15 protein-coding genes and 2 rRNA genes are annotated in these 23,336 nt (G+C 67.8%); 9 read left to right on the forward strand and 8 right to left on the reverse strand.

Annotation, left to right across the window (positions count from 1 at the left end; genetic code table 11):
• Positions 1-53 precede the first annotated feature (53 nt).
• Genes N8K70_RS02265 through N8K70_RS02275 form a run of 3 tightly spaced genes read left to right on the forward strand, consistent with a single transcriptional unit; the run spans position 54 to position 3,006 of the window.
• Positions 54-911 carry an alpha/beta fold hydrolase gene (locus tag N8K70_RS02265; RefSeq protein WP_317139998.1) on the forward strand — a complete coding sequence of 286 codons (858 nt, stop codon included), beginning with the start codon at positions 54-56 and terminating at the stop codon, positions 909-911.
• A gap of 23 nt (positions 912-934) precedes the next feature.
• A complete protein-coding gene (locus N8K70_RS02270) occupies positions 935-1,984 on the forward strand; it encodes a lipoate--protein ligase family protein (protein ID WP_317139999.1) in 1,050 nt (349 codons plus the stop codon).
• Complete coding sequence (locus tag N8K70_RS02275; RefSeq protein WP_394357795.1) at positions 1,963-3,006, forward strand: DNA-methyltransferase; 1,044 nt, start codon at positions 1,963-1,965, stop codon at positions 3,004-3,006. The genes N8K70_RS02270 and N8K70_RS02275 overlap by 22 nt, the downstream gene beginning before the upstream one ends.
• A gap of 57 nt (positions 3,007-3,063) precedes the next feature.
• Here the strand turns inward: N8K70_RS02275 and N8K70_RS02280 are convergent, their stop codons facing one another.
• Entirely contained in the window at positions 3,064-5,058 is a 1,995-nt protein-coding gene (locus tag N8K70_RS02280; RefSeq protein ID WP_317140000.1) for a bifunctional metallophosphatase/5'-nucleotidase, read from the reverse strand.
• Here N8K70_RS02280 and N8K70_RS02285 point away from each other — a divergent pair.
• Positions 5,057-6,046 (forward strand): LLM class F420-dependent oxidoreductase, encoded by a 990-nt coding sequence (locus N8K70_RS02285; protein WP_317140001.1) that lies wholly within the window; start codon positions 5,057-5,059, stop codon positions 6,044-6,046. The two genes, N8K70_RS02280 and N8K70_RS02285, sit on opposite strands and share 2 nt — an antisense overlap.
• 6 nt (positions 6,047-6,052) lie before the next feature.
• Here N8K70_RS02285 and N8K70_RS02290 read toward each other — a convergent pair whose 3' ends face one another.
• Both N8K70_RS02290 and poxB read right to left on the reverse strand, forming a co-directional pair.
• Positions 6,053-7,552: a carboxylesterase/lipase family protein gene (locus N8K70_RS02290; protein ID WP_317140002.1), complete on the reverse strand. Its 1,500-nt coding sequence runs from the start codon at positions 7,550-7,552 to the stop codon at positions 6,053-6,055.
• A gap of 28 nt (positions 7,553-7,580) precedes the next feature.
• On the reverse strand, positions 7,581-9,305 hold the full coding sequence (poxB, locus tag N8K70_RS02295; protein ID WP_317140003.1) for a ubiquinone-dependent pyruvate dehydrogenase: 1,725 nt from the start codon (positions 9,303-9,305) through the stop codon (positions 7,581-7,583).
• 127 nt (positions 9,306-9,432) lie between these two features.
• Between poxB and N8K70_RS02300 the strand changes: the two genes are divergently transcribed.
• Positions 9,433-10,830: an MFS transporter gene (locus N8K70_RS02300; protein WP_317140004.1), complete on the forward strand. Its 1,398-nt coding sequence runs from the start codon at positions 9,433-9,435 to the stop codon at positions 10,828-10,830.
• On the opposite strand, the gene N8K70_RS02305 is transcribed toward N8K70_RS02300, so the two are convergent.
• A complete protein-coding gene (locus N8K70_RS02305; RefSeq protein WP_317140005.1) occupies positions 10,787-11,233 on the reverse strand; it encodes a MarR family winged helix-turn-helix transcriptional regulator in 447 nt (148 codons plus the stop codon). The two genes, N8K70_RS02300 and N8K70_RS02305, sit on opposite strands and share 44 nt — an antisense overlap.
• A gap of 458 nt (positions 11,234-11,691) precedes the next feature.
• Between N8K70_RS02305 and N8K70_RS02310 the strand changes: the two genes are divergently transcribed.
• Positions 11,692-12,027 carry an ArsR/SmtB family transcription factor gene (locus tag N8K70_RS02310; RefSeq protein ID WP_317140006.1) on the forward strand — a complete coding sequence of 112 codons (336 nt, stop codon included), beginning with the start codon at positions 11,692-11,694 and terminating at the stop codon, positions 12,025-12,027.
• Positions 12,028-12,045: 18 nt separating this feature from the next.
• Here the strand turns inward: N8K70_RS02310 and N8K70_RS02315 are convergent, their stop codons facing one another.
• Complete coding sequence (locus N8K70_RS02315) at positions 12,046-13,575, reverse strand: SDR family oxidoreductase (protein WP_317140007.1); 1,530 nt, start codon at positions 13,573-13,575, stop codon at positions 12,046-12,048.
• 126 nt (positions 13,576-13,701) lie between these two features.
• On the opposite strand from N8K70_RS02315, the gene N8K70_RS02320 reads away from it, so the two are divergent.
• On the forward strand, positions 13,702-14,832 hold the full coding sequence (locus N8K70_RS02320; RefSeq protein WP_317140008.1) for a threonine synthase: 1,131 nt from the start codon (positions 13,702-13,704) through the stop codon (positions 14,830-14,832).
• 61 nt (positions 14,833-14,893) lie between these two features.
• Here the strand turns inward: N8K70_RS02320 and N8K70_RS02325 are convergent, their stop codons facing one another.
• The 3 genes from N8K70_RS02325 to N8K70_RS02335 are packed head-to-tail and all read right to left on the reverse strand — an operon-like array spanning position 14,894 to position 17,706.
• Positions 14,894-16,594, reverse strand: coding sequence for an MDR family MFS transporter (locus N8K70_RS02325; protein WP_317140009.1), 1,701 nt, complete (start codon positions 16,592-16,594; stop codon positions 14,894-14,896).
• A gap of 40 nt (positions 16,595-16,634) precedes the next feature.
• The gene (locus N8K70_RS02330; protein WP_317140010.1) at positions 16,635-17,267 is read right to left on the reverse strand and encodes a TetR/AcrR family transcriptional regulator; all 633 of its coding nucleotides are present in this window, start codon (positions 17,265-17,267) and stop codon (positions 16,635-16,637) included.
• A gap of 55 nt (positions 17,268-17,322) precedes the next feature.
• Positions 17,323-17,706 carry an MmcQ/YjbR family DNA-binding protein gene (locus tag N8K70_RS02335; protein WP_317140011.1) on the reverse strand — a complete coding sequence of 128 codons (384 nt, stop codon included), beginning with the start codon at positions 17,704-17,706 and terminating at the stop codon, positions 17,323-17,325.
• A 450-nt stretch (positions 17,707-18,156) separates the two neighbouring features.
• On the opposite strand from N8K70_RS02335, the gene N8K70_RS02340 reads away from it, so the two are divergent.
• A 16S ribosomal RNA gene (locus tag N8K70_RS02340) occupies positions 18,157-19,683 on the forward strand.
• Positions 19,684-20,095: 412 nt separating this feature from the next.
• Positions 20,096-23,219: ribosomal RNA gene (locus N8K70_RS02345) — 23S ribosomal RNA — on the forward strand.
• Together the 16S and 23S rRNA genes form the textbook arrangement of a ribosomal RNA operon.
• Positions 23,220-23,336: the final 117 nt, after the last annotated feature.

Below are 23,336 nucleotides of genomic sequence, written 5' to 3' on the forward strand. Positions count from 1 at the left end.
GATTAGTTTAGCTCATTAGTTCTGCTAAGCGAAACCGCGTGTACCATCGACGCATGCCCGAGTACGTCGACGCGCACGGCGTCGTGATCGTGTACGACCTGTACGAGCCCGAGGGCGAGGCGCGGGGCGTCGTGCAGATCCTCCACGGGGTCGGCGACCACGCGGGGCGGTACGCGGTGCTGGCGGAGGCGCTCGCCGCGCAGGGCTTCGCCGTCTACGCCGACGACCATCGCGGGCACGGCCGCACCGGCATCCGGCAGCACGGGGGCCCGGAGCGCCTGGGCCGCCTCGGCGTCGGCGGCCACGGTGCCGCGGTCGCGGCGGTCTGGCAGCTCACCGAGCTCATCCGCGCGGAGCGCCCGGGGCTCCCCGTCGTGCTCCTCGGGCACTCGTGGGGCTCCTTCCTCGCGCAGAAGCTCTTCGACGAGCATCCGGACGCGTACGACGCCGTCGTCCTCGTCGGATCGTCGCTGAGGTGGCCGGGCTCTCTCAACGCAGGCGATCTGAACGCCCGGTGGAAGACGGAGGGGGCGAACGGCGTCGAATGGCTCTCGTCCGACCCGGAGGTGCAGCGGGCGTTCCTCGACGACCCGCTCACGACGAGCGTCCCGCTCCTGAGGCTCTTCGGGCCGCGGGGAGCCCTGCAGCTCTACGGACGTCCCCGCCGCGGGCTCCGGGAGCGCGCGGGAGCGGATGTGCCCGTGCTGCTGCTCGTGGGACGGGACGACTCCGTCGGCGGCCCGCGCGCCGTCCACCGTCTCGCGAAGGCGTATCGGGAGCGCGCGGGGCTCGCGGATGTCACGACGCTCGTCTACGAGGGGCGGCACGAGATCCTGAAAGAGCCCGTCCAGGCCGCGGTGCGCGCCGATCTCCTCGCGTGGCTCGATGCGCGCATCCCCGCCCGCTCGTAGCCGCACGCCGTAGGCTGGTGCTCGTGCATGGCGAGTACAAGGTCCCCGGAGGAAAGCTCGTTGTCGTCGACCTGGAGGTCGAGGCGGGGAGGATCGGCGGCTTCCACCTGGCCGGCGACTTCTTCCTCGAGCCCGACACGGCGCTCGAGGACATCAACCGCGCGGTGACGGGCCTCCCCGACACCGCCGACGTCCCCGCGATCGCGGCCGCCATCCGCGCGCGGCTCCCGGAGGGGGCGCAGCTGCTGGGGTTCACGCCCGAGGCCGTCGGCACCGCCGTGCGGCGCGCTCTCGTCACCGCCTCGAGCTGGACCGACTTCGAGTGGGAGGTGATCGACGACCCCGCCGTCTCGCCCCTCGTCAACATCGCCCTCGACGAGGTGCTCACCGAGCGCGTCGGCGACGGTCTCCGCAGGCCCACCCTCCGCATCTGGGAGTGGGAGAGGTCGGCCGTCGTCATCGGCTCGTTCCAGTCGTTCCGCAACGAGGTCGACCCCGACGGCGCGAAGCGGCACGGCTTCGAGATCGTGCGGCGGATCTCGGGCGGCGGCGCCATGCTCATGGGCGCGGAGCAGATCATCACGTACTCGCTGTACGTGCCCGCGTCCCTCGTCGCGGGGCTGACGTTCGCCGACTCGTACGCGTTCCTCGACGACTGGGTGCTGCAGGCGCTGCGCTCGATCGGCATCGAGGCGACGTATCAGCCGCTCAACGACATCGCGAGCCCGTCGGGGAAGATCGGCGGGGCGGCCCAGAAGCGCCTCGCCAACGGCGGCGTCCTCCACCACGCGACGCTCTCGTACGACATCGACGGGCAGGCGCTGTCGGAGGTGCTGCGCATCGGGCGGGAGAAGCTCAGCGACAAGGGCACCGTCTCGGCGGTCAAGCGGGTGGACCCCATCCGCAGCCAGACGGGGATGGCACGGCGCGACATCATCGACCGCTTCATCGCGTCGTTCCAGGGCTTCACGGGCGCGACGCGCGGCTCGGTCTCGGCGGAGGAGCTGGCCGCGGCGGAGGAGCTCGTGCGCACGAAGTTCGGCACGGACGCGTGGCTGCACCGCGTCCCGTGAGCGTCGAGGGCCCCGGCGCCCTCGACGACGCCCCGCTCGACGCGCTCGCGCCGGCGCGCGGGGCGGTCACCATCCACTACGGAGACAACCTCGACGTCGCGCGCACGCTGCCCGACGGCGCCTTCGCGATCGCGTACCTCGACCCGCCCTTCAACACCGGCAGGGACCGCGAGACGGACGAGAGCCGCCGCGGCGTCTCGATCGCCGCGCGCACCGAGCCGGAGACGTGGATCGCGGCTGCCGCCGAGCCCGAGGACGGCGCCCTGCTCGGGCATCCCGACGGCGCCGACATCTCGGCGCCCGATGGGCGGGGGAGGGAGCCGAGGGCCGTCGCGCACGCGGGCTTCCACGGCCGCGGCTACGAGCGCGTGCGCGGCGCCCTCCGCACGTTCGACGACCGGTTCGACGACTACTGGGGCTTCCTCGTGCCGCGCATCGAGGAGGCCTGGCGCCTGCTGGCCGACGACGGCACGCTGTACCTGCACCTTGACTACCGGGAGGCGCACTACGCGAAGGTCATGCTCGACGCGGTGTTCGGGCGCGACTGCTTCCTCAACGAGCTCATCTGGGCCTACGACTACGGCGCGAAGTCGCGCAGCCGCTGGCCCACGAAGCACGACACGATCCTCGTCTACGTGAAGGACCCCGACCGGTACTGGTTCGACTCCGGCGCCGTGGACCGCGAGCCGTACATGGCCCCGGGCCTCGTCACGCGCGAGAAGGCGCGGCGGGGCAAGCTGCCGACGGACGTCTGGTGGCACACGATCGTGCCGACGAACGGGAGCGAGCGGACGGGCTACGCGACGCAGAAGCCCGAGGGCATCCTGCGCCGCATCGTCCAGGCGTCCTCGCGCCCCGGCGACCGCGTGCTCGACATGTTCGCGGGCAGCGGCACGACGGGGGCCGTCGCCGCGGATCTCGGGCGCGACGCGATCCTCATCGACGACAACCCCGACGCCGTCCGCGTCATGGGGGAGCGCATCCCCGACGCCCGCGTCGTCCTGCGCAGGCCGGCGCGCTGAGCCGCGCGTGCCCGACCGGCGGAGGGGCGCTCTGACCGGTCCGGGCGCCCCTCCGGCTCAGACGCGCCGGCGTGCGCGGCGCGTGACGAGCAGCCCGGCCCCCGCGACGACGGCGATCGCGGCGACGGCCGCGACCGCCGCGGTCGAGCCGTCCGTCGGGACGAGGGGCTGCCTCTCCTCCGGCCCGGGCGGCTCCGTCTCGCGCGGGCCCGGCGTCGGGGCGTCCGTCGGCTCGGGGGAAGGCTCTCCCGTGGGCGTCGGCGTGGGCGTGGGCGTGGGCGCCTCGGCCGGCTCCGTCGTGAGCGTCCAGTTCTCGGTGAAGAAGTCCGCCGGGTCGATCACGCCGCGCTCCGAGGCCCAGTCGACGAGGAGCTGCCGGATCTCCAGCCTGTCGTCGTAGACGACAGGCGCCTCGGCGACGTGCGGGTAGTCCGAGCCGCCGCTCTGCCGGTAGTTGTTGACGGCCAGCACGAAGCACTCGTCGTCCCCGACGGGGGTCCCGTCGGGGTGGCGCAGGTCGCTCACGCGCTCGCCGAGGTCCTGCGAGACGTCGATCGTGTAGTCGAGGCCCGTGAGCACGTCGTACGCGTAGTCGGGGACGCCCTCGGGGGCATCGGGGTACACCGCGTTGGTCCCGTTCTCCGGGTCGAACTCCGCGCCCTCCGGCGTCTGCACGTAATACCTCGCCGAGTACTCCAGGTAGTCGTCGATCTCGCGGCCCGTCAGGACCACGCCGAGCAGGGTGTTCTCGTAGATGTAGAGCCCCGCCAGATCGCGGATCGTCACCTCTCCCTGCGGGAAGCGCGCCGTCCGCGAGAACGGCGAGGCCTGGGAGACGACCGGCAGGCCGGCGTACTCCGTGCCCTCCAGCGCCGCGTCGACGGTGTCGGCCTGCACCTCGCCGATGAACTCGATGATGGGGGTGTCCTCGTAGCGCGAGGTCTCGGTGAGCAGCTCCTCCGTCGACGTCGCGACGGGGGTGTCGACGTAGGCGACCGTCGTGTCGTGCGCGTCGCGGACGGCGTCCGCGACCGCCGTCGACTCCGCCAGTCCGTCCGTCCCGTAGCGCGGGGTCACGGTCGGGGCCGCCTCGTCCGACCAGTCGACGCGGAAGCCGTCGCCGTCGGCGACGAGCGAGAGGTCGACCTGGCTCACGGAGCGCGCCCAGTAGTTCGGCTGGGTGATGAGCACGGGCTCGCCCGCGACGTTCTCGACGACCTCCTGCGGCTCGTCGTTGTGGCTGTGCCCGCCCACGACGACGTCGATGCCGGGCACCATGGTGGCGATGTTCCTCGCGGCGTCCTCGGTGAGCGCCGTGCGGTCGTAGTCCGCGTCGGGGGTGGTCCCCTTGCCCGTGTGCGCGAGCACGACGACGACGTCGGCCTGCTCCTCGACGACGGGCACCCACTCCTCGGCGGTCTCCACGACGTCGCGGAACTCGAGCACGCCCTCGACGATGCCGCGATCCCACACGCGCACGCCGGGCGTGACGAGGCCGAGCACGCCGATCGTGACGCTCTCGCCGCCGATCTCCCGCTCGATGAGGGTGTAGGGCTCGTGATAGGGCTCTCCGGTGGCGGCGTCGACCACGTTCGCGCCGAGGAGCGGCGCGTCGAGGTCCTCCTCGTAGGCGGAGAGCAGGTCGAGCCCGTAGTTGTACTCGTGGTTGCCGACGACCTGCGCGTCGTACCCGATCGCGTCGAAGGCCGTCGCCATCGGGTGCTCGACCTCGTCCGCCAGAACGGATGGCGCGCCGTCCCCCATGCCGTAGTAGTACGTCAGCGGGGTCCCCTGGATGGCGTCGCCGTTGTCGAGCACGACGACCGACTCGGCGCCGCGCTCGGCGCGCACCTCGTCGATCGCGGTCGCCGTCCTCGTCAGGCCCAGCGCGTCGTCGGCCGGGAACGGGGCGTCCTGGAAGTAGTCCCAGTCGAGGACGTGGCCGTGGACGTCCGTCGTCGCCATGAGGGTGAGCGGGATGCGCTCGGTCGTGTCGTCGGGGGGCGCGGATGCCGAGGCGGTCGCCGCCGGCAGGCCGTAGTCTGGCGCCATGCGATTCGGAACATTCGTCCCCCAGGGCTGGCGGTACGACCTCGTCGGCATCGAGCCGGCCGGCCAGTGGGGGACGATGCTGTCCCTCGCGCAGCGTGCGGACGCCGGTCCGTGGGAGTCGCTGTGGGTCTACGACCACTTCCACACGACGCCCGTGCCCTCTGAGGAGGCCACGCACGAGGCGTGGACGCTCATGGCGGCGTTCGCCGCGTCGACGAGCCGCATCCGCCTCGGGCAGATGTGCACGTGCATGGGCTACCGCAACCCCGCCTACCTCGCGAAGGTCGCCGCGACCGTCGACCACGTGTCCGGCGGACGCGTGGAGATGGGCATCGGCGGAGGCTGGTACGAGCACGAGTGGCGGGCGTACGGCTACGGGTTCCCGAAGATCGGCGACCGGCTCCGGATGCTCCGCGAGGGCGTGGAGATCATGAAGCAGGGATGGGAGACGGGGGAGGCGACCCTCGACGGCCGCTTCTTCCAGGTCGACGGCGCGATCGTTCAGCCGCGTCCGATCCAGCGCCCCGGCATCCCGTTCTGGATCTCGGGCGGCGGCGAGAAGGTCACGCTCAAGATCGCGGCGCAGTACGGCCAGTACACCAACTTCGCCGGCGACCCGGAGACCTTCGCGCACAAGAGCGCCGTGCTGCGCGAGCACACCGACGCGATCGGCCGCGACTTCTCGGAGATCGTGCGGTCGGCCAACTACAACACCGTGATCGGCGAGACCGAGGCCGAGGTGGCCGAGCGGATCGACGCGATCGAGGCGCGCCTCCGCCCGTTCCTGGGCGACGCGACCGACGGCGTCATCGGCGACTACCGCAGCGGGAGGGCCGTGGGCGTCGGCACGGTCGAGCAGGTGACCGAGCGCCTCGCCGCCCTCGGAGAGCAGGGCCTCGCCTACGCCATCCACTACTTCCCCGAGGCCGCGTACGACCTCTCGGGCGTCGAGCTCTTCGAGCAGAAGGTCATCCCCGCGCTCGGCTGAGGGGCCTCACGCGAGCGGCACCGCGCCGTCGTAGCCCGTCGACGTCTCGCGCGCGGCCGGGGGCGGGTCGGTGAACACGCGCGAGGGGGTGGAGCCCTCCGACCACGCGCTCCAGTCGGCGGCCTGCGTGCGGACGAACGCCGCCGCGGCGCCGTGGACGGCGTCCGCCAGCTGCTGAGGGGGCTCGTCGCCCGTCATCCGGTCGACGTCCTCCGCGTCGAGCACGTCGAAGAAGAACGGCACGTCGAGGCAGTGGAGCGACCATCCGCGCACGGGCGAGACCCACTCGAAGCGGTACGCCCAGGTCGTCGCCGCCGCGTGCGCGCGTGTCCTCGCGCGTGCGATGCGCACGACGTGGCGCCGGAAGAGGGCGTCGGTGACGAAACGGCCGAGCAGCGCATGCGTGCCCTTCGCGCGACGGAGCCCGGCGTTCGCCTTCAGGTACGCGCGGCGGCGGGCGCGGGGGAGCCCGAGGACCGCGAGGACGGGAGCGGCGGGCAGCCAGCGCAGCCACCGGCGGTAGTCGTCGACGATCATGGAGAACTCGTCGTCGGTGGTCCCCAGCACGAGCGGCTTGTCCGAGCCGACGCCCGAGGCGATGGCGCGGATGGTCGGCTGCGCGATGAGGTCGTCGTCGATCGCCGGGCCGAGCTGGAGGCCGTCGGCGAGAACGGCCTGCGCACCGCGGAGGTCGCGCATCGCGATGTGGTCCTGCGCGGCGACGCGGACCTGCCTCTCGGTGAGCTCGCGCCATCCGGCGACCGTCGGCTCGACGCCCGCCTCCCGCGCGATCCGGCGGCCGAAGGACTCCGCCGCGGCGGGCGTGATGACGCCGATGGTCGCGGACATCGCCCAGGCCGCCGTGAACAGATGCTGTGCCGCGGGGATCCCGAGCAGCGTGAGCACGGCGCCTCCGCCCGCGGACTGCCCGGCGATCGTGACGCGATCGGGATCGCCGCCGAAAGCGCGGACGTTCGCCTGCACCCATTCGAGGGCGGCGATCCAGTCCCGGACCCCGCGGTTGCTCGGGGCGTCGGAGATCCAGCCGAACCCGTCGAAGCCGAGGCGGTACGACAGCGTCACGACGACGACGCCGTCGCGGGCGAACGCCCGACCGTCGTACCAGGGGCTCGCGATCGATCCCGAGACGTATGAGCCGCCATGGATGTAGACGAGGACGGGGAGGGCCGCGTCCGCGGAGGGCCGGGGCGTGAAGACGTTGACGTTGAGCGTCGACCGCCCGGGCACGGACGGCTCCGGGATCATCGTGACCCCTGTGATGCCCCGCTGCGGCGTCGCCCCGTGGTGGGTCGCGTCGCGGACGCCGTCCCACGGCTCATGCGGCTGCGGCGCCTGGAAGCGGAGCGGCCCGACGGGCGGCTGGGCGTAGGGGATGCCGAGGAAGGTCGCGCAGCCCCTCCGCCAGAATCCGCGCACGCGGCCCGCCGCCGTCGCGACGATGGGATGCTCGAGCGGCGGCGGGACCGAGGAGTCGTGCGCAGTCACCCTCTCAGTATCGCGTCGACTCGGCCGATCAGAGCAGCTGGCGCCAGTTCGCCTTCGCGAGGTCGAGCAGCTCGTCGCCCCGGCCCGACATGACTGTGCGGATCGCGTAGAGCGCGAAGCCCTTGACCTGCTCCGCCGTCACGGCGGGCGGCATGGACAGCTCCTGCCGTTCGGAGACGACGTCGAGCAGCGCCGGCCCGTCGTGCGCGAGCAGCTCCGCCACCGCGCCGGGCAGGTCCTTCGACCGCTCCACCCGGATGCCCCTGATGCCGAGCGCGTTCGCGACGTCCGCGAAGTTCGGGTTCGTCAGCTCCGTGCCGTAGGTCACGAAGCCGGCCGCCTTCATCTCGAGCTCGACGAAGTTGAGCGACGAGTTGTTGACGACGACGGTCTTCACGGGGAGGCCGTTCTGGGTGAGGGTGATGAGCTCGCCGAGCATCATCGCGAGCCCCCCGTCCCCCGCGAGCGCGACGACCTGGCGATCGGGGTGCGCGACCTGCGCTCCGATGCCGTGGAGCAGGGCGTTCGCCATGGACCCGTGGCTGAACGACCCGATGAGCCGGCGCCGGCCGTTCATCGTGAGGTACCGGGAGGCCCACACCGTCGGCGAGCCGACGTCGGCGGTGAACACGGCGTCCTCGGAGGCCGTCTCGTCGAGGACGCGTGCGAGGTACTGCGGGTGGATCGGCTGCGAGCCGCGGCGCGGCACGGCGAGCTCGTCGAGCTTCCTCCGGGTCTTGACGTAGTGGTCCCGCGCGTCGTCGAGGTGCGTGCGGTCGCGGCCGTCGGCGAGGCGGGCCAGGAGCGCGGGTGCGGTCGCCTTCACATCGCCGACGAGCCCGAGGTCGAGCGGATGACGCCTGCCGAGCTGGGATCCGCGGATGTCGACCTGGATGGTCGTGGCGTGCTCGGGATAGAACTGCGGGTACGGGAAGTCGGTGCCGAGCATGAGCAGGGCGTCGGCGCCCTCCATCGCGCGGTAGCCCGAGGCGAAGCCGAGCAGCCCCGTCATGCCGACGTCGAAGGGGTTGTCGTACTCGATGAACTCCTTGCCGCGCAGCGCGTGCACGACGGGCGCCGCGAGCCGGTCGGCGAGGGCGACGACCTCGTCGTGCGCGCCCTCGACGCCCGCCCCGGCGAGGATCGTGACCCTCTTCGCGGCGTCCAGCAGCGCCGCGGCGCGATCGAGCTCGGCGTCGCTCGGCACGATGACGGGTCGCGCGCGCTCGATGACGGTGACGCGGTCCGACACCGTCTCGGCGAGCGCGACGTCTCCGGGGATCACGACGACGGCGACGCCGCGCTCCTCGATCGCTGCGCGCATCGCGATCTCGAGCACGCGCGGCATCTGGACCGGGTCGGCGACGTACTCGACGTAGACGCTGCACTCGCGGAAGAGCTCCTGGGGGTGCGTCTCCTGGAAGTAGTTGCTGCCGATCTCGGAGGTCGGGATGTGCGCCGCGATCGCGAGCACGGGGACGCGCGAGCGATGGGCGTCGAAGAGGCCGTTGATGAGGTGGAGGTTCCCCGGGCCGCAGGATCCCGCGACGACCGCGAGCTCCCCCGTCGTCGCCGCGTCGGCCGCGGCGGCGAACGCGGCGGACTCCTCGTGGCGCACGTGGACCCAGCGGATCGACCCGTCCTTGCGGAGGGCGTCGGTGAAGCCGTTGAGCGAGTCGCCGGGGAGCCCGTACACCCGCTCGATCCGGTTCGCCTTCAGTGTGGCGACGATGTTCTCTGCGACGTTGGTCATGGGGTCGTGCCTCCGCTCGTGTCGTGCATCCGGTGCCTGCGACGTTACGCCTCGCGCGGACGCCGGAGGACGGCTTGCGGGAATGTCCGAGGGGCGTCATACCCTGTCTGCGACAGACGGAGGAGACATGCCCGACACGCAGACGCATCCCGGCGACGGCGATCCCGCGCCTCCCGAGAACGGCATGCGGAGCTTCGTGCACGTGCTCGTGAACACGGCGTTCGCGAACATCACGACGAGCTTCCTCTGGTTCGCGTTCACGTTCTGGATCTACCTCGAGACCCGCAACGTCATCGCGACGGGCGTCATCGGCGGCGCCTACATGCTCTTCATCGCGCTGTTCAGCATGATGTTCGGCACCCTCGTCGACCGTTTCCGCAAGAAGGCCGTCATGGCGTGGGCGACGCTCATCGCGTTCGGCGTGTTCTGCCTCGACGCGGTCTTCTTCTTCGTCGTGGGGGAGGAGGCGATCGCCGACCTCACCCGGCCGTGGTTCTGGATCTTCGCCGTCGTCATGCTCGCCGGGGCCGTCGTCGAGCAGCTGCGCAACATCGCGCTGTCGACCACCGTCACGCTGCTCGTGCCGGTCGAGAGGCACGCCAACGCCAACGGCATGGTCGGCACCGTGCAGGGGCTCGCGTTCCTCGTGACGAGCGTGTTCAGCGGCCTCGCCGTCGGCCGGCTCGGCATGGGCCCGACCATCCTCATCGCGCTCGTGCTCCTGGCCCTGTCGCTCGTCCACCTGCTTGCGATCGCCATCCCCGAACGGGACATCGTGCACGCCGAGGGGCAGACGCGGTGGGTCGACGTCGCCGGCGGCTTCCGGGCCGTCCTCGCCGTGCCCGGCCTCCTGACGCTCGTGCTCTTCACGACGCTGAACAACCTCGTCGGAGGCGTCTACATGGCGCTCATGGACCCCTACGGCCTCGAGCTGTTCTCGGTGGAGATGTGGGGCGTCTGGCTCGCGGTCGGCTCGACGGGGTTCATCGTCGGCGGAGTCGTCATCGCGAGGTTCGGCCTGGGCAGGAACCCCATCCGGACGATGCTGCTCGTCGCGGCGCTCATCGGCGTCGTCGGCGCGGTGTTCACCATCCGGGAATGGGCCTGGCTCTACGTGCTGGGCTTCTGGGTCTACATGGCCTTCGTCCCCGCCGTCGAGGCGGCCGAGCAGACGGTCGTCCAGCGGGTGACGCCGTACGAGAAGCAGGGGCGCGTCTTCGGCTTCGCGATGACGTTCGAGGCGGCGTCGGGGCCCGTGACGTCGTTCCTCATCGCGCCGATCGCCGAGCTCTGGGTCATCCCCTACATGCGCACGGACGCAGGACGGCAGCGGTGGGCGTGGCTGCTCGGCGAGGGAGACGCCCGCGGGATCGCGCTCGTCTTCCTCTGCGCGGGGGGCGTCGCGGTGCTGCTCGCCTTCTCGGGGTTCCTGCTGCCCGCGTACCGTCTGCTGTCGAAGCAGTTCGCGGAGGACCCGCCCGTCAGGCCTCGTCGACGTCGACGCCGGCGCGCAGCTTCTCGGTGAGGGCCCGGAGCGCGAGCAGCTCGTCGTCGTCGAGGCGCGACATCTGCTCCGCGATGCGCTTGCCGTGGGCGGCTCCGATCGCGCGGAAGGCGCGGACGCCCAGGTCCGTCGCCGTGACGAGGGCGCCGCGGCCGTCGTCGGGGTCGTTGCACTTCGTCACGAGGCCTCGTCCGACCATCCTGTCGACGAGCCGCGAGACGCTCGGCTGGCTGATGAGCATGTTCGCGGTGACGTCGCGGAGGCGCGCCGTCATGGCCGGCGAACGGGTCACGGTGAGGAGCACGTCGTACTCGGCCTGCGACAGATCGGTTCCGACGAAGTCGTTCGAGAGCACCTCGAACACTTCGTGCTGAGCGCGGAAAAGGCTCTCCCACGCCTCGATTGCGAGTCTTCGGTCAGCCATGGATCTCAGGGTAGCGGTCTATGCGCGCTCATAGGCCTGGTCCGCGAATGCTCCGGCGGCCGTCTGCGGCGTCTCGGCCTCGCCGACGGAGACGGGGCGCAAGTAAGGGCCGGACGGAGAGGAAGCCGCCCGGCCCTTGTCCCTTGCACCAAGAGTGTCCTGCAATCACATGTCGGCAGCTGCCACAGCAAAACAACTGCCTGACGTGGACTCTATAACGGCCCGGTAACGAGCGGCAACCCATGTCGTTATGTTTCTGTGACTTCATCTCGGGCTCATAACGGACGCTCAGGATGGGTGCTCGTCGTCGGGTCGGGGTGGGTCGCCCGATGCGAGAGCCGAGCCCTCGTGCTCCCGCGGTGCGCCGCACCGGGCGGCTTCCCCCGGAGACAAGAACAGGCGATCTTTCCGCGCCGTCGGCGTCGTGGGCTGCGCGACCGGGGGAATAGCGTTCTGCCATGGCCGACCAAGATGACGGACAAGACGGCGACGACGCCGCGCTCGTCGACCTGTTCGCCGCGCTCTCGAACGGCGACCGGCTGCGGATCGTCCGGACGCTCGGAGAGAGCCGCGGCGCCTCGGTCCGGGGGATGTCGATCACGGAGATCGCGCGAGAGGTCGGGATCACGCGCTTCGGCGCCTCGCGTCATCTCGCGGTCCTCCGCGACGCCGGGATCGTCTGCACGCGCAGCGAGGGCAACCGCGCCATGAGCTCGCTCGTCGCCGGGACGCTCCTGCCGATCTGGGACTGGATCGACGAGATCGAGCCCCTGCCCGCGCTGGTCAGCGCGTAGCCGCGTCGCTGCCCGCGTTCAGCGCAGTGCCTCCGCGGCGGCCGTGATCCGTGTCGCCATGCCCGCGAAGATGAGGCCGTGGAACGGCAGCACGGCGAGCCAGTACAGGCGCCCGGCGAGCCCGCGGGGGAAGAACACGGCACGCTGCTCGTAGTGCGTGCCCTGCTCGTCCGACGCGACGCGGAGCTCGAGCCACGCGGCGCCCGGCACCTTCATCTCGGCGCGAAGACGCAGCAGGCGGCCGTCCTCGACGGCCTCCACGCGCCAGAAGTCGATCGCGTCGCCGACGTGGGTCACGCTGCGGCTCCGTCGTCCCCGCTGCAGTCCGACGCCCCCGGCGACGCGGTCCATCCATCCGCGCGCGGCCCACAGCAGGGGAGACGAGTACCACCCGTTCTCGCCGCCGATCCCCACGATGATCGTCCAGAGGTCGTGCTCCGTGGCACGCGTGCGCTGAGAGCGCTCGTCGGTGAAGACCGTGCGGCCGGCCCAGCCGGGGTCGCTCGGCAGCGGGTCGCTCGGTGCGCCGGACACCTCCGCATCGCGCCAGCTCGTCTCGACGAGGTCCGCGTCGACGCGTCCGAGGGCGAGCTCGACCGCTCTGCGATACGGCGTGAGGCCGCCCTCGGGAGGCGGGACGATCTCGTCGACGGAGCGGTCCTTCACGACGCACTCGTTCTGCAGCGACGCGATGAGGGGGCGCGCGATCGATCGCGGCACGGGCGTGACGAGGTTCACCCAGTGCGACGCGAGCCCGGGGGTGAGGACGGGCAGCGCGGCGATCGCGCGTTGCGGCAGTCCCGCCGCCAGGGCGTAGCCGTTCATCATCTGTCCGTAGCGGAGCACGTCGGGGCCGCCGATGTCGACGGCACGATTCACGTCGCCGGCCACGCGGGCCGCGCCGAGCAGGTAGTGCAGCACGTCGCGGACGGCGATGGGCTGGATCCGGTTGCGCACCCAGCGGGGCGCCGGCATATAGGGGAGCACCTCGGTGAGATGCCGGATCATCTCGAACGACGCGGAGCCGGAGCCGATGACGACCCCGGCCTGGAGCACGAGTGCCGGGACGGGCGAGCCGAGGAACACCTCGCCCACGGCCACGCGCGAGCGCAGGTGCGGCGACAGGGCGACGCCCGCGGGGTGCAGCCCGCCGAGGTAGACGACGCGGCCGACGCCGGCGTCGGCCGCGGCGGACGCGACCGTGCCTGCGGCGCGTGCGTCGGCGTCCTCGAAGTCCTTGCCGGCGTTCATCGAGTGGATGAGGTAGAAGAGCACGTCCACGTCCGCGCAGGCCTGCGCGACGGCGTCCGCGTCGTCGGCCGACCCCTCGACGATCTCGCACTCGGCGCCCCATGGGAGCGCGGCGGCCCGTCCCGCGTCGCGCGCGAGGATCCGCACGCGATACCCCGCCGCGAGCAGCCGGGGGGTGAGTCGTCCTCCGACGTATCCGGTCGCGCCGAGGACGAGCGCGCGGGGCGCCGACCCGTCGGCCCGTGGTGCGGCCCTCAGCGCGGCCTCTTCTCCCGTCGGACTCGTCAGCTCGGTCATCCGGCCAGACTAGGGGCGCGGGACGTCGAGCGGGAGGACTTGACAGGCTCTGTCCTCCCGCCGGCGCCCGTGCGCGCCGCCGGGCATCGGTAGTCTTCTGGGCAGCGCGTCGAGGAGGGGATGAGGATGGCCGCCGTGTACGTGGATCCCGTCGACGGACGCTCCTACGGTCTCGACGTGCCGCGCTGGCGGTCGGATGCGGGCAGACCGCTCATGGTCTCGGCGCAGCCGGGCATCTCGCGCGACGACATCGAGCGGACGGATCGGTCGCTCTGGCGATACCGGGCCGCGCTGCCCGTCGACATCCCGCGTCCGATCTCGTTGGGCGAGGGCTGCACGCCGCTCGTCGAGCGGGAGTGGGGCGCGCATCGTCCGCTGTTCAAGCTCGAGTGGTTCAGCCCGACGGGCAGCTTCAAGGACCGCGGCACGAGCGTCATGCTGTCGTACCTGCGCGAACGCGGGATCGACGCCGTGCTCGAGGACAGCTCGGGCAACGGCGGCTCCTCCGTCGCGGGATACGGCGCGGCGGGCGGGATGCGCGTGAAGATCTTCGCGCCGGCGTCGACCTCGCCCGCGAAGATCGCGCAGGTCGTCGCGTACGGCGCCGAGGTGGAGCTCGTCGAAGGACCGCGCGAGGAGTCGCAGGCGGCGGCCGTCCGCGAGTCCGATGTCGCGTTCTATGCGAGTCACAACTGGCAGGCGCTGTTCCTCGAGGGGACCAAGACGCAGGCCTACGAGCTGTGGGAGGACCTGGGCTTCCGGGCGCCGGACAACGTGGTGATGCCGGTGGGGGCCGGGAGCAGCCTGCTCGGATGCTGGCTGGGCTTCCGCGAGCTCCTCGCGGCCGGCGAGATCGCGCGGATGCCGCGTCTGTTCGCGGCTCAGCCGCTGAACTGCTCCCCCGTCGACGCCGCGCTCCGCGGCGAGGCCGATCGCGCGGTCTCCCCGACGGCGGCGGAGGGCACGGCCATCCGCCGCCCGGTGCGTCTGCCCCAACTGGTCCAGGCGCTGCGCGGGAGCGGAGGCGACGCCGTCGCGGTCCCGGAGACGGAGATCGTGGACGCGTTGCGCAGGCTGTGCGAGCAGGGGCTCTTCGTCGAGCCGACGAGCGCCACGGCGGCGGCCGCGTACTCGCGGCTCACGGCGGCGGGCGTGATCCGGCAGGGCGAGACGACGGCGATCATGCTCAGCGGAACGGGGCTCAAGGCGCCGGCAGCCGTCCGCGACCTCCTGTCCGGCCGCCGTCCCGCGTCCTGATCGACCGACGTGGTCGCGACCCGCTCGACGCGGGCCGCGACCACGTCGGCGACGGATCGGGTCAGGTCGTCGGCGGCGTCCCCGACGCCGTGTCGTCGTTCCTGCGGCTCTCGGCATCGGCGCCGCGTCCGCCCGTCACGGAGCCCGCTCGGCCGGCGACGGCGCGGCCCGCGCGCAGCTCCGCCTCGAGCCGCTCCGCCTCCTCGCCCGAGATCGCCTCGCCGCGGGCGACGAGACCGGACTGATCCGACAGCGGGATCTCCTTGAGGAAGAGCGAGAGGACGAAGGCGAGCGCGATGAACGGGATGAGGTACCAGAACACGGGGGCGAGCGCGTCGGCGTACGCCGTGACGATGCCGTCGCGGACGTCGTCGGGCAGCGCGTTCAGCGTGGCCGGATCGATCGTCGCGGTCGCCGTGGCCGCGTCCTCCGCCGTCGCGCCGGCGTCCGTGAACACGGTGGTGAGGTTCGCGGTGAGGCGCGTCGTGAAGATGGTGCCGAAGACGGCCGTGCCGAGTGAGGCGCCCACCTCGCGGAAATAGTTGTTCGTGCTCGTCGCGGTGCCGATCTCGTTCACGGGCACCGCGTTCTGCACGATGAGCACGACCACCTGCATGATGAGGCCGAGCCCGGCGCCGAAGAAGAACAGGAACACGCAGATGAGCCAGATCGGGGTGTCGGCGCTCAGCGTCGTCATGGCGGTCATGGCGATGCCCGTGAGGATCGTGCCCGCGATCGGGTAGAGCTTGTACCTCCCGGTCCGGGAGATGAGGATGCCCGAGCTGATCGACGTGCCGATGAGGCCCACCATCATGGGGATCAGGAGGAGGCCGGACACGGCGGCCGACGTGCCGGACGACATCTGCAGGAACGTGGGGATGAAGCCGATCGCCGCGAACATGCCGATGCCGAGCACGAGGCCGATCGCGGTCGCGTTGACGAAGATCGGGTTGCGGAAGAGGCTCAGCGGGATGATCGGGTCCTGCACGCGCGACTCGGTCAGGATGAACGCCGCCGCGGCGACGACGAGACCGGCGCCGCACAGCCAGGTGACGGGGGAGCCCCAGCCGTATGCCGAGTCGCCGCCGAAGTCGGTGAAGAAGATGAGACACGTCGTCGCGAGCGAGAGGAAGATCACGCCGAAGACGTCGATCGGCTTCTCCGCCTTCTTGCTCGGCAGCTTCAGCGCCACGAGCGCGATGACGAACGCGGCGATGCCGACGGGGATGTTGATGTAGAACGCCCACTGCCACGTGAGGTGGTCGACGAAGAAGCCGCCGAGCAGCGGACCGGCGACGGCCGACAGCCCGAACACGGCGCCGAGCGGGCCCATGTACTTGCCGCGCTCGTTGGCCGGCACGATGTCGGCGATGATCGCCTGCGAGAGGATCATGAGCCCGCCGCCGCCGAGGCCCTGCAGAGCGCGGAAGACGACGAACGCCCAGAAGTCGTTCGCGAACGCGCATCCGACCGAGGCGAGCGTGAAGAGCGCGATCGCGATGAGGAAGAGGTTGCGCCGACCGAGCACGTCGCCGAACTTGCCGTAGATCGGCATGACGATCGTGGTCGCCAGAAGGTACGCCGTGGTGATCCAGACCTGGTGCTCGACGCCTCCCAGCTCGCCGACGATGGTCGGCATGGCGGTCGAGACGATCGTCTGATCGAGGCTCGAGAGCAGCATGCCGGCGATGAGCGCGCCGAAGATGATCCAGATGCGTCGTTTCGTGAGCAGGAAGGGCGTTCCCGCGGTGGGGGATGTCATGTTCGCTCCGTGGAGGGTGAGAGGCGGGTGATCGAAGGGGTCACGCGAAGAGCGCGCGCACGATGGCGGCCCTCTCGCGGAGACGGTCGGCGAAGTCGTCGAGGGACGGCGGCGCGTCGCCGTGCGTGGCGAGGTACTCCTCGGCGACGATCCGGTTGAGCGTGCCGACGACGTGCACGAGCGTGCTCGCGCGGATGTCGCCGGGAGCGAGGTCCTCGCGCCGCTCGACGAGGGCGATCGTGGTCTGCTCGCCCTCGCGCAGCAGCTGGAGGATGCGGGTGTGCAGGCGCGGCTCCTGGTCGATGATCGCGAAGACGCGCTTCGCCTCGGAGGCCGTGAGCGACAACCGGCCCCAGCGGGCGATGAAGAAGGCGAGCATGTCGTCGAGGAGGGTCGTGCTGACGCCGCCGGGAGGGCGGTCGGCTCCGCCGGTGACGAAGGCGGCGTCGATCGCGTCGTCGTCGCGCCGGACGGGGAAGCCGAGGACGGCGTCCTCCTTGGCGGCGAAGTAGTTGAAGAAGGTGCGGCGCGAGACGCCGGCCTCCTCGCAGAGCTCCTCGACCGTGAAGCCGGTGAAACCGCGGTCGCCCGTCAGGCGTCGTGCGACGTCGGTGAGCCGGCGGAGCGTCTTCTGCCGTCGTCTCTCGCGCAGATTCAGTGCACTCTCGGCCATAGAGTGCAAGTTTGCACTTTCAAGCTCGGAGTGCACTGAGAGCCTCGCGGAAGGCTCAGGGCCGGTAGCCGAAGGTCTCGGGATCCACGGGACGCCGGCGCGCCGGGAGACGGGCGACGACGAGCCGGTACGAGTCGGTCACGAGCTCCCGCAGCAGATCGCGGTCGACGGCGTCGCCGGGAGCGATGGAGATCCAGTGCCTCTTGTTCATGTGGTGGCCGGTGACGATGTCGGCGAAGGCGGCGCGCAGCTCCGCCGCGTCGAAGGGGTCGGCCTTGACCGTGACCAGTGGCCTGTCGGGCGGACCCATGACGAGGAGGAAGATCCTTCCGTGGACCTTGAAGACCTCGACGTCGGGTCCGAACGGCTGCTCCTGCGTCACCGCGGGGAACTGCTCCGCGACGCGCATCGCGTGTGATGTGAGAAGGCGCGCATCCATGGCTCCAGTGTCGCGGGAGGCGACGACATCGGCGCCCGTGTCGCGGGCGCGCGGGCGACACGCCGAGCATGCGTCCCGATTTGCCCTGCCGTTCACATCGGCGTAATGTTGTCCCTTGTCGCCGCCAAGTGGTGTGGTCGAGCCGGTAGGCTCCCTTCCCCAGGATGGCGGCGGAGAACATGGTCTCTTCCTGGTGGTTCGTTTCGGATCGTCGGGTGGGGGGTGTGGGTGCCCCGGAGGGCTCGGCTGTGTGGTCGGGGGCTGGGTGTGTCTGATCTTTGAGAACTCAACAGCGTGCACTTGTCAAGTGCCAAATTTTATCCTCGTCTCGGTTTTTTCCGGGGTGAGAATTCCTTTGGATCAATGGGGGATCATCTTTTTGGTGGTTTCTTTTTTTGGTCAGTTTCAAGCTCGCTTGTCCTGGTCTTTGGGCTGGGGTGGGTTTTGGTTTTTTTGGAGAGTTTGATCCTGGCTCAGGATGAACGCTGGCGGCGTGCTTAACACATGCAAGTCGAACGCTGAAGCCCCGCTTGCGGGGTGGATGAGTGGCGAACGGGTGAGTAACACGTGAGTAACCTGCCCCTGACTCTGGGATAACAGCCGGAAACGGTTGCTAATACTGGATATGCATCATGGCCGCATGGTCTGTGGTGGGAAAGTTTTTTCGGTTGGGGATGGGCTCGCGGCCTATCAGCTTGTTGGTGGGGTAGTGGCCTACCAAGGCGTCGACGGGTAGCCGGCCTGAGAGGGTGACCGGCCACACTGGGACTGAGACACGGCCCAGACTCCTACGGGAGGCAGCAGTGGGGAATATTGCACAATGGGCGGAAGCCTGATGCAGCAACGCCGCGTGGGGGACGACGGCCTTCGGGTTGTAAACCTCTTTTAGTATCGAAGAAGCCCTTCGGGGTGACGGTAGGTGCAGAAAAAGCGCCGGCTAACTACGTGCCAGCAGCCGCGGTAATACGTAGGGCGCAAGCGTTATCCGGAATTATTGGGCGTAAAGAGCTCGTAGGCGGTTTGTCGCGTCTGCTGTGAAATCCCGAGGCTCAACCTCGGGTCTGCAGTGGGTACGGGCAGACTAGAGTGCGGTAGGGGAGATTGGAATTCCTGGTGTAGCGGTGGAATGCGCAGATATCAGGAGGAACACCGATGGCGAAGGCAGATCTCTGGGCCGTGACTGACGCTGAGGAGCGAAAGGGTGGGGAGCAAACAGGCTTAGATACCCTGGTAGTCCACCCCGTAAACGTTGGGAACTAGTTGTGGGGGCCTTTCCACGGTCTCCGTGACGCAGCTAACGCATTAAGTTCCCCGCCTGGGGAGTACGGCCGCAAGGCTAAAACTCAAAGGAATTGACGGGGACCCGCACAAGCGGCGGAGCATGCGGATTAATTCGATGCAACGCGAAGAACCTTACCAAGGCTTGACATACACCGGTAACGGCTGGAAACAGTCGCCCCTTTTTGGTCGGTGTACAGGTGGTGCATGGTTGTCGTCAGCTCGTGTCGTGAGATGTTGGGTTAAGTCCCGCAACGAGCGCAACCCTCGTTCTATGTTGCCAGCACGTTATGGTGGGAACTCATGGGATACTGCCGGGGTCAACTCGGAGGAAGGTGGGGATGACGTCAAATCATCATGCCCCTTATGTCTTGGGCTTCACGCATGCTACAATGGCCGGTACAATGGGCTGCGATACCGTGAGGTGGAGCGAATCCCAAAAAGCCGGTCCCAGTTCGGATCGTAGTCTGCAACTCGACTACGTGAAGTCGGAGTCGCTAGTAATCGCAGATCAGCAACGCTGCGGTGAATACGTTCCCGGGTCTTGTACACACCGCCCGTCAAGTCATGAAAGTCGGTAACACCTGAAGCCGGTGGCCTAACCCTTTTGGGAGGGAGCTGTCGAAGGTGGGATCGGTAATTAGGACTAAGTCGTAACAAGGTAGCCGTACCGGAAGGTGCGGCTGGATCACCTCCTTTCTAAGGAGCATCTGGGCATCTCTGTTCTCACGTGTGTGGGGGTGGGGGTGTGCAGGGGGCCAGGTCATCACCGGATGTGTGGTGCTGGTCGCTCATGGGTGGAACATTTGACAAGGCGCCTCAGTCGGCTAGGTCTTCTCAGTACGTCATGCTTCGGTGTGGTGGGAACGGGGGGTCTGGTTCGGGTGGGGCGTGTGCACGTTGTTGGGTCCTGAGGGCTCAGGCGTCCCCTGTTGTGGGGGGTGGTTGGTCTTCGTTGGGCCTCGTCTGAACCGGTGTGTGCCGGGGTGGGTGGGGTTCCGCCCGTACTTTGAGAACTACACAGTGGACGCGAGCATCTTTTAGAAAGAATGCGAACACACATTTTTGCTGTGCCCTTTTGGGGGTGTGGTGGGGTGTGTGGCTCATGTTTTGTCAAGTCTTTAAGAGCAAACGGTGGATGCCTTGGCATCTGGAGCCGAAGAAGGACGTAGCAATCTGCGATAAGCCTTGGGGAGCCGATAAGCGGGCTGTGATCCGAGGGTGTCCGAATGGGGAAACCCCGCCAGGCGGTGTGAGTCGTCCTGGTGACTCCTGTCTGAATATATAGGGCGGGTAGAGGGAACGCGGGGAAGTGAAACATCTCAGTACCCGCAGGAAGAGAAAACAATTGTGATTCCGTGAGTAGTGGCGAGCGAAAGCGGAGGAGGCTAAACCGGGCGTGTGTGATAGCCGGCAGGTGTTGCACGTTCGGGGTTGTGGGACCGTTTTGAGACTGCTGCCGTGGTCTCGATGGTATAGAAGCGTATAGGCGAACGGCTTTGAATGGCCGGCCGGAGTGGGTGGTAGCCCCGTAGCCGACATGCGTGTTCTTCCATGAGTGGTATCCCAAGTAGCACGGGGCCCGTGAAATCCCGTGTGAATCTGCCAGGACCACCTGGTAAGCCTAAATACTCCCAGATGACCGATAGCGGACTAGTACCGTGAGGGAAAGGTGAAAAGTACCCCGGGAGGGGAGTGAAAGAGTACCTGAAACCGTTTGCTTACAACCCGTCGGAGCCTCCTTGTTGGGGTGACGGCGTGCCTTTTGAAGAATGAGCCTGCGAGTTAGTGATACGTGGCGAGGTTAACCCGTGTGGGGGAGCCGTAGCGAAAGCGAGTCTGAACAGGGCGTTTGGAGTCGCGTGTCCTAGACCCGAAGCGAAGTGATCTATCCATGGCCAGGCTGAAGCGTCGGTAAGACGTCGTGGAGGGCCGAACCCACTTAGGTTGAAAACTGAGGGGATGAGCTGTGGATAGGGGTGAAAGGCCAATCAAACTTCGTGATAGCTGGTTCTCTCCGAAATGCATTTAGGTGCAGCGTTGCGTGTTTCTTGCTGGAGGTAGAGCTACTGGATGGCCGATGGGCCCGACAAGGTTACTGACGTCAGCCAAACTCCGAATGCCGGTAAGTGAGAGCGCAGCAGTGAGACGGTGGGGGATAAGCTTCATCGTCGAGAGGGAAACAACCCAGACCACCATCTAAGGTCCCTAAGCGCGTGCTAAGTGGGAAAGGATGTGGAGTTGCTGTGACAACCAGGAGGTTGGCTTAGAAGCAGCCACCCTTGAAAGAGTGCGTAATAGCTCACTGGTCAAGTGATTCCGCGCCGACAATGTAACGGGGCTCAAGCACGCCACCGAAGTTGTGGCATTCATATTTTTGACCGGCCTGTTCCTTTCGGGGGGCGGGTCCAGTTGTGTGGATGGGTAGGAGAGCGTCGTGTGCGGGGTGAAGCGGCGGAGTGATCCAGCCGTGGACGGCACACGAGTGAGAATGCAGGCATGAGTAGCGAATGACGTGTGAGAAACACGTCCTCCGGAAGACCAAGGGTTCCAGGGTCAAGCTAATCTTCCCTGGGTAAGTCGGGACCTAAGGCGAGGCCGACAGGCGTAGTCGATGGACAACGGGTTGATATTCCCGTACCGGCGAAGAACCGCCCAAGCTGATCCAGTGGTGCTAAGCGCCCGAGCCATCACACCGGGTCCTTCGGGACTCATCGTGGTGGGGAGCGCGTGACCCCATGCTGGTGCGGTTAGCGTGTTAACAGGTGTGACGCAGGAAGGTAGCCCAAGCCAGGCGATGGTTGTCCTGGTCCAAGCATGTAGCCCGACTTCTAGGTAAATCCGGGAGTCTTACAGGGTGAGATGTGATGGGGATGAAAAGTGGGTGATCCTCTGCTGCCAAGAAAAGCATCGACGCGAGGTTCGAGCTGCCCGTACCCCAAACCGACTCAGGTGGTCAGGTAGAGAATACTAAGGAGATCGAGATAATCGTGGTTAAGGAACTCGGCAAAATGCCCCCGTAACTTCGGGAGAAGGGGGGCCACCCGCTTATACCAGTTTTCCTGGGAAAGGGTGTGGTGGCCGCAGAGACCAGTGGGTAGCGACTGTTTATTAAAAACACAGGTCCGTGCGAAGTCGCAAGACGATGTATACGGACTGACGCCTGCCCGGTGCCGGAAGGTTAAGAGGACCGGTTAGCCCTTTGGGGCGAAGCTGAGAATTTAAGCCCCGGTAAACGGCGGTGGTAACTATAACCATCCTAAGGTAGCGAAATTCCTTGTCGGGTAAGTTCCGACCTGCACGAATGGCGTAACGACTTCCCAGCTGTCTCAACCACGAACTCGGCGAAATTGCATTACGAGTAAAGATGCTCGTTACGCGCAGCAGGACGGAAAGACCCCGTGACCTTTACTATAGCTTGGTATTGGTGTTCGGTGTGGCTTGTGTAGGATAGGTGGGAGACTGTGAAGCGGCCACGCCAGTGGTTGTGGAGTCGTTGTTGAAATACCACTCTGGTCATTCTGGATATCTAACTTCGGACCGTGATCCGGTTCAGGGACAGTGCCTGGTGGGTAGTTTAACTGGGGCGGTTGCCTCCTAAAGAGTAACGGAGGCGCCCAAAGGTTCCCTCAACCTGGTTGGCAATCAGGTGGCGAGTGTAAGTGCACAAGGGAGCTTGACTGTGAGACTGACAGGTCGAGCAGGGACGAAAGTCGGGACTAGTGATCCGGCAGTGGCTTGTGGAAGCGCTGTCGCTCAACGGATAAAAGGTACCTCGGGGATAACAGGCTGATCTTGCCCAAGAGTCCATATCGACGGCATGGTTTGGCACCTCGATGTCGGCTCGTCGCATCCTGGGGCTGGAGTAGGTCCCAAGGGTTGGGCTGTTCGCCCATTAAAGCGGTACGCGAGCTGGGTTTAGAACGTCGTGAGACAGTTCGGTCCCTATCCGCTGCGCGCGTTGGAAGTTTGAGAGGATCTGACCCTAGTACGAGAGGACCGGGTTGGACGAACCTCTGGTGTGCCAGTTGTACCGCCAGGTGCATGGCTGGTTGGCTACGTTCGGGATGGATAACCGCTGAAAGCATCTAAGCGGGAAGCCGGCCTCAAGATGAGACTTCCCTGCCCCTTTGAGGGTGTGAGGCTCCCAGCAGACTACTGGGTTGATAGGCCAGATGTGGAAGCACGGCAACGTGTGGAGCTGACTGGTACTAATAAGCCGACGACTTGAAAACAACATGACTCATCGTCGTTTTTTCGAGAGTGCGTGTTCGCGTCCACTTTGTGGTTCCCGATGTATGGGCACCCGTATAGTTTCATAGAGAAGCTTGATGTTCCGAAGCATCGCAGAG

The sequence above is a fragment of the Microbacterium sp. AB genome (assembly GCF_032878875.1).
In the GTDB taxonomy this organism is placed as follows: Bacteria; Actinomycetota; Actinomycetes; order Actinomycetales; family Microbacteriaceae; genus Microbacterium; species Microbacterium betulae.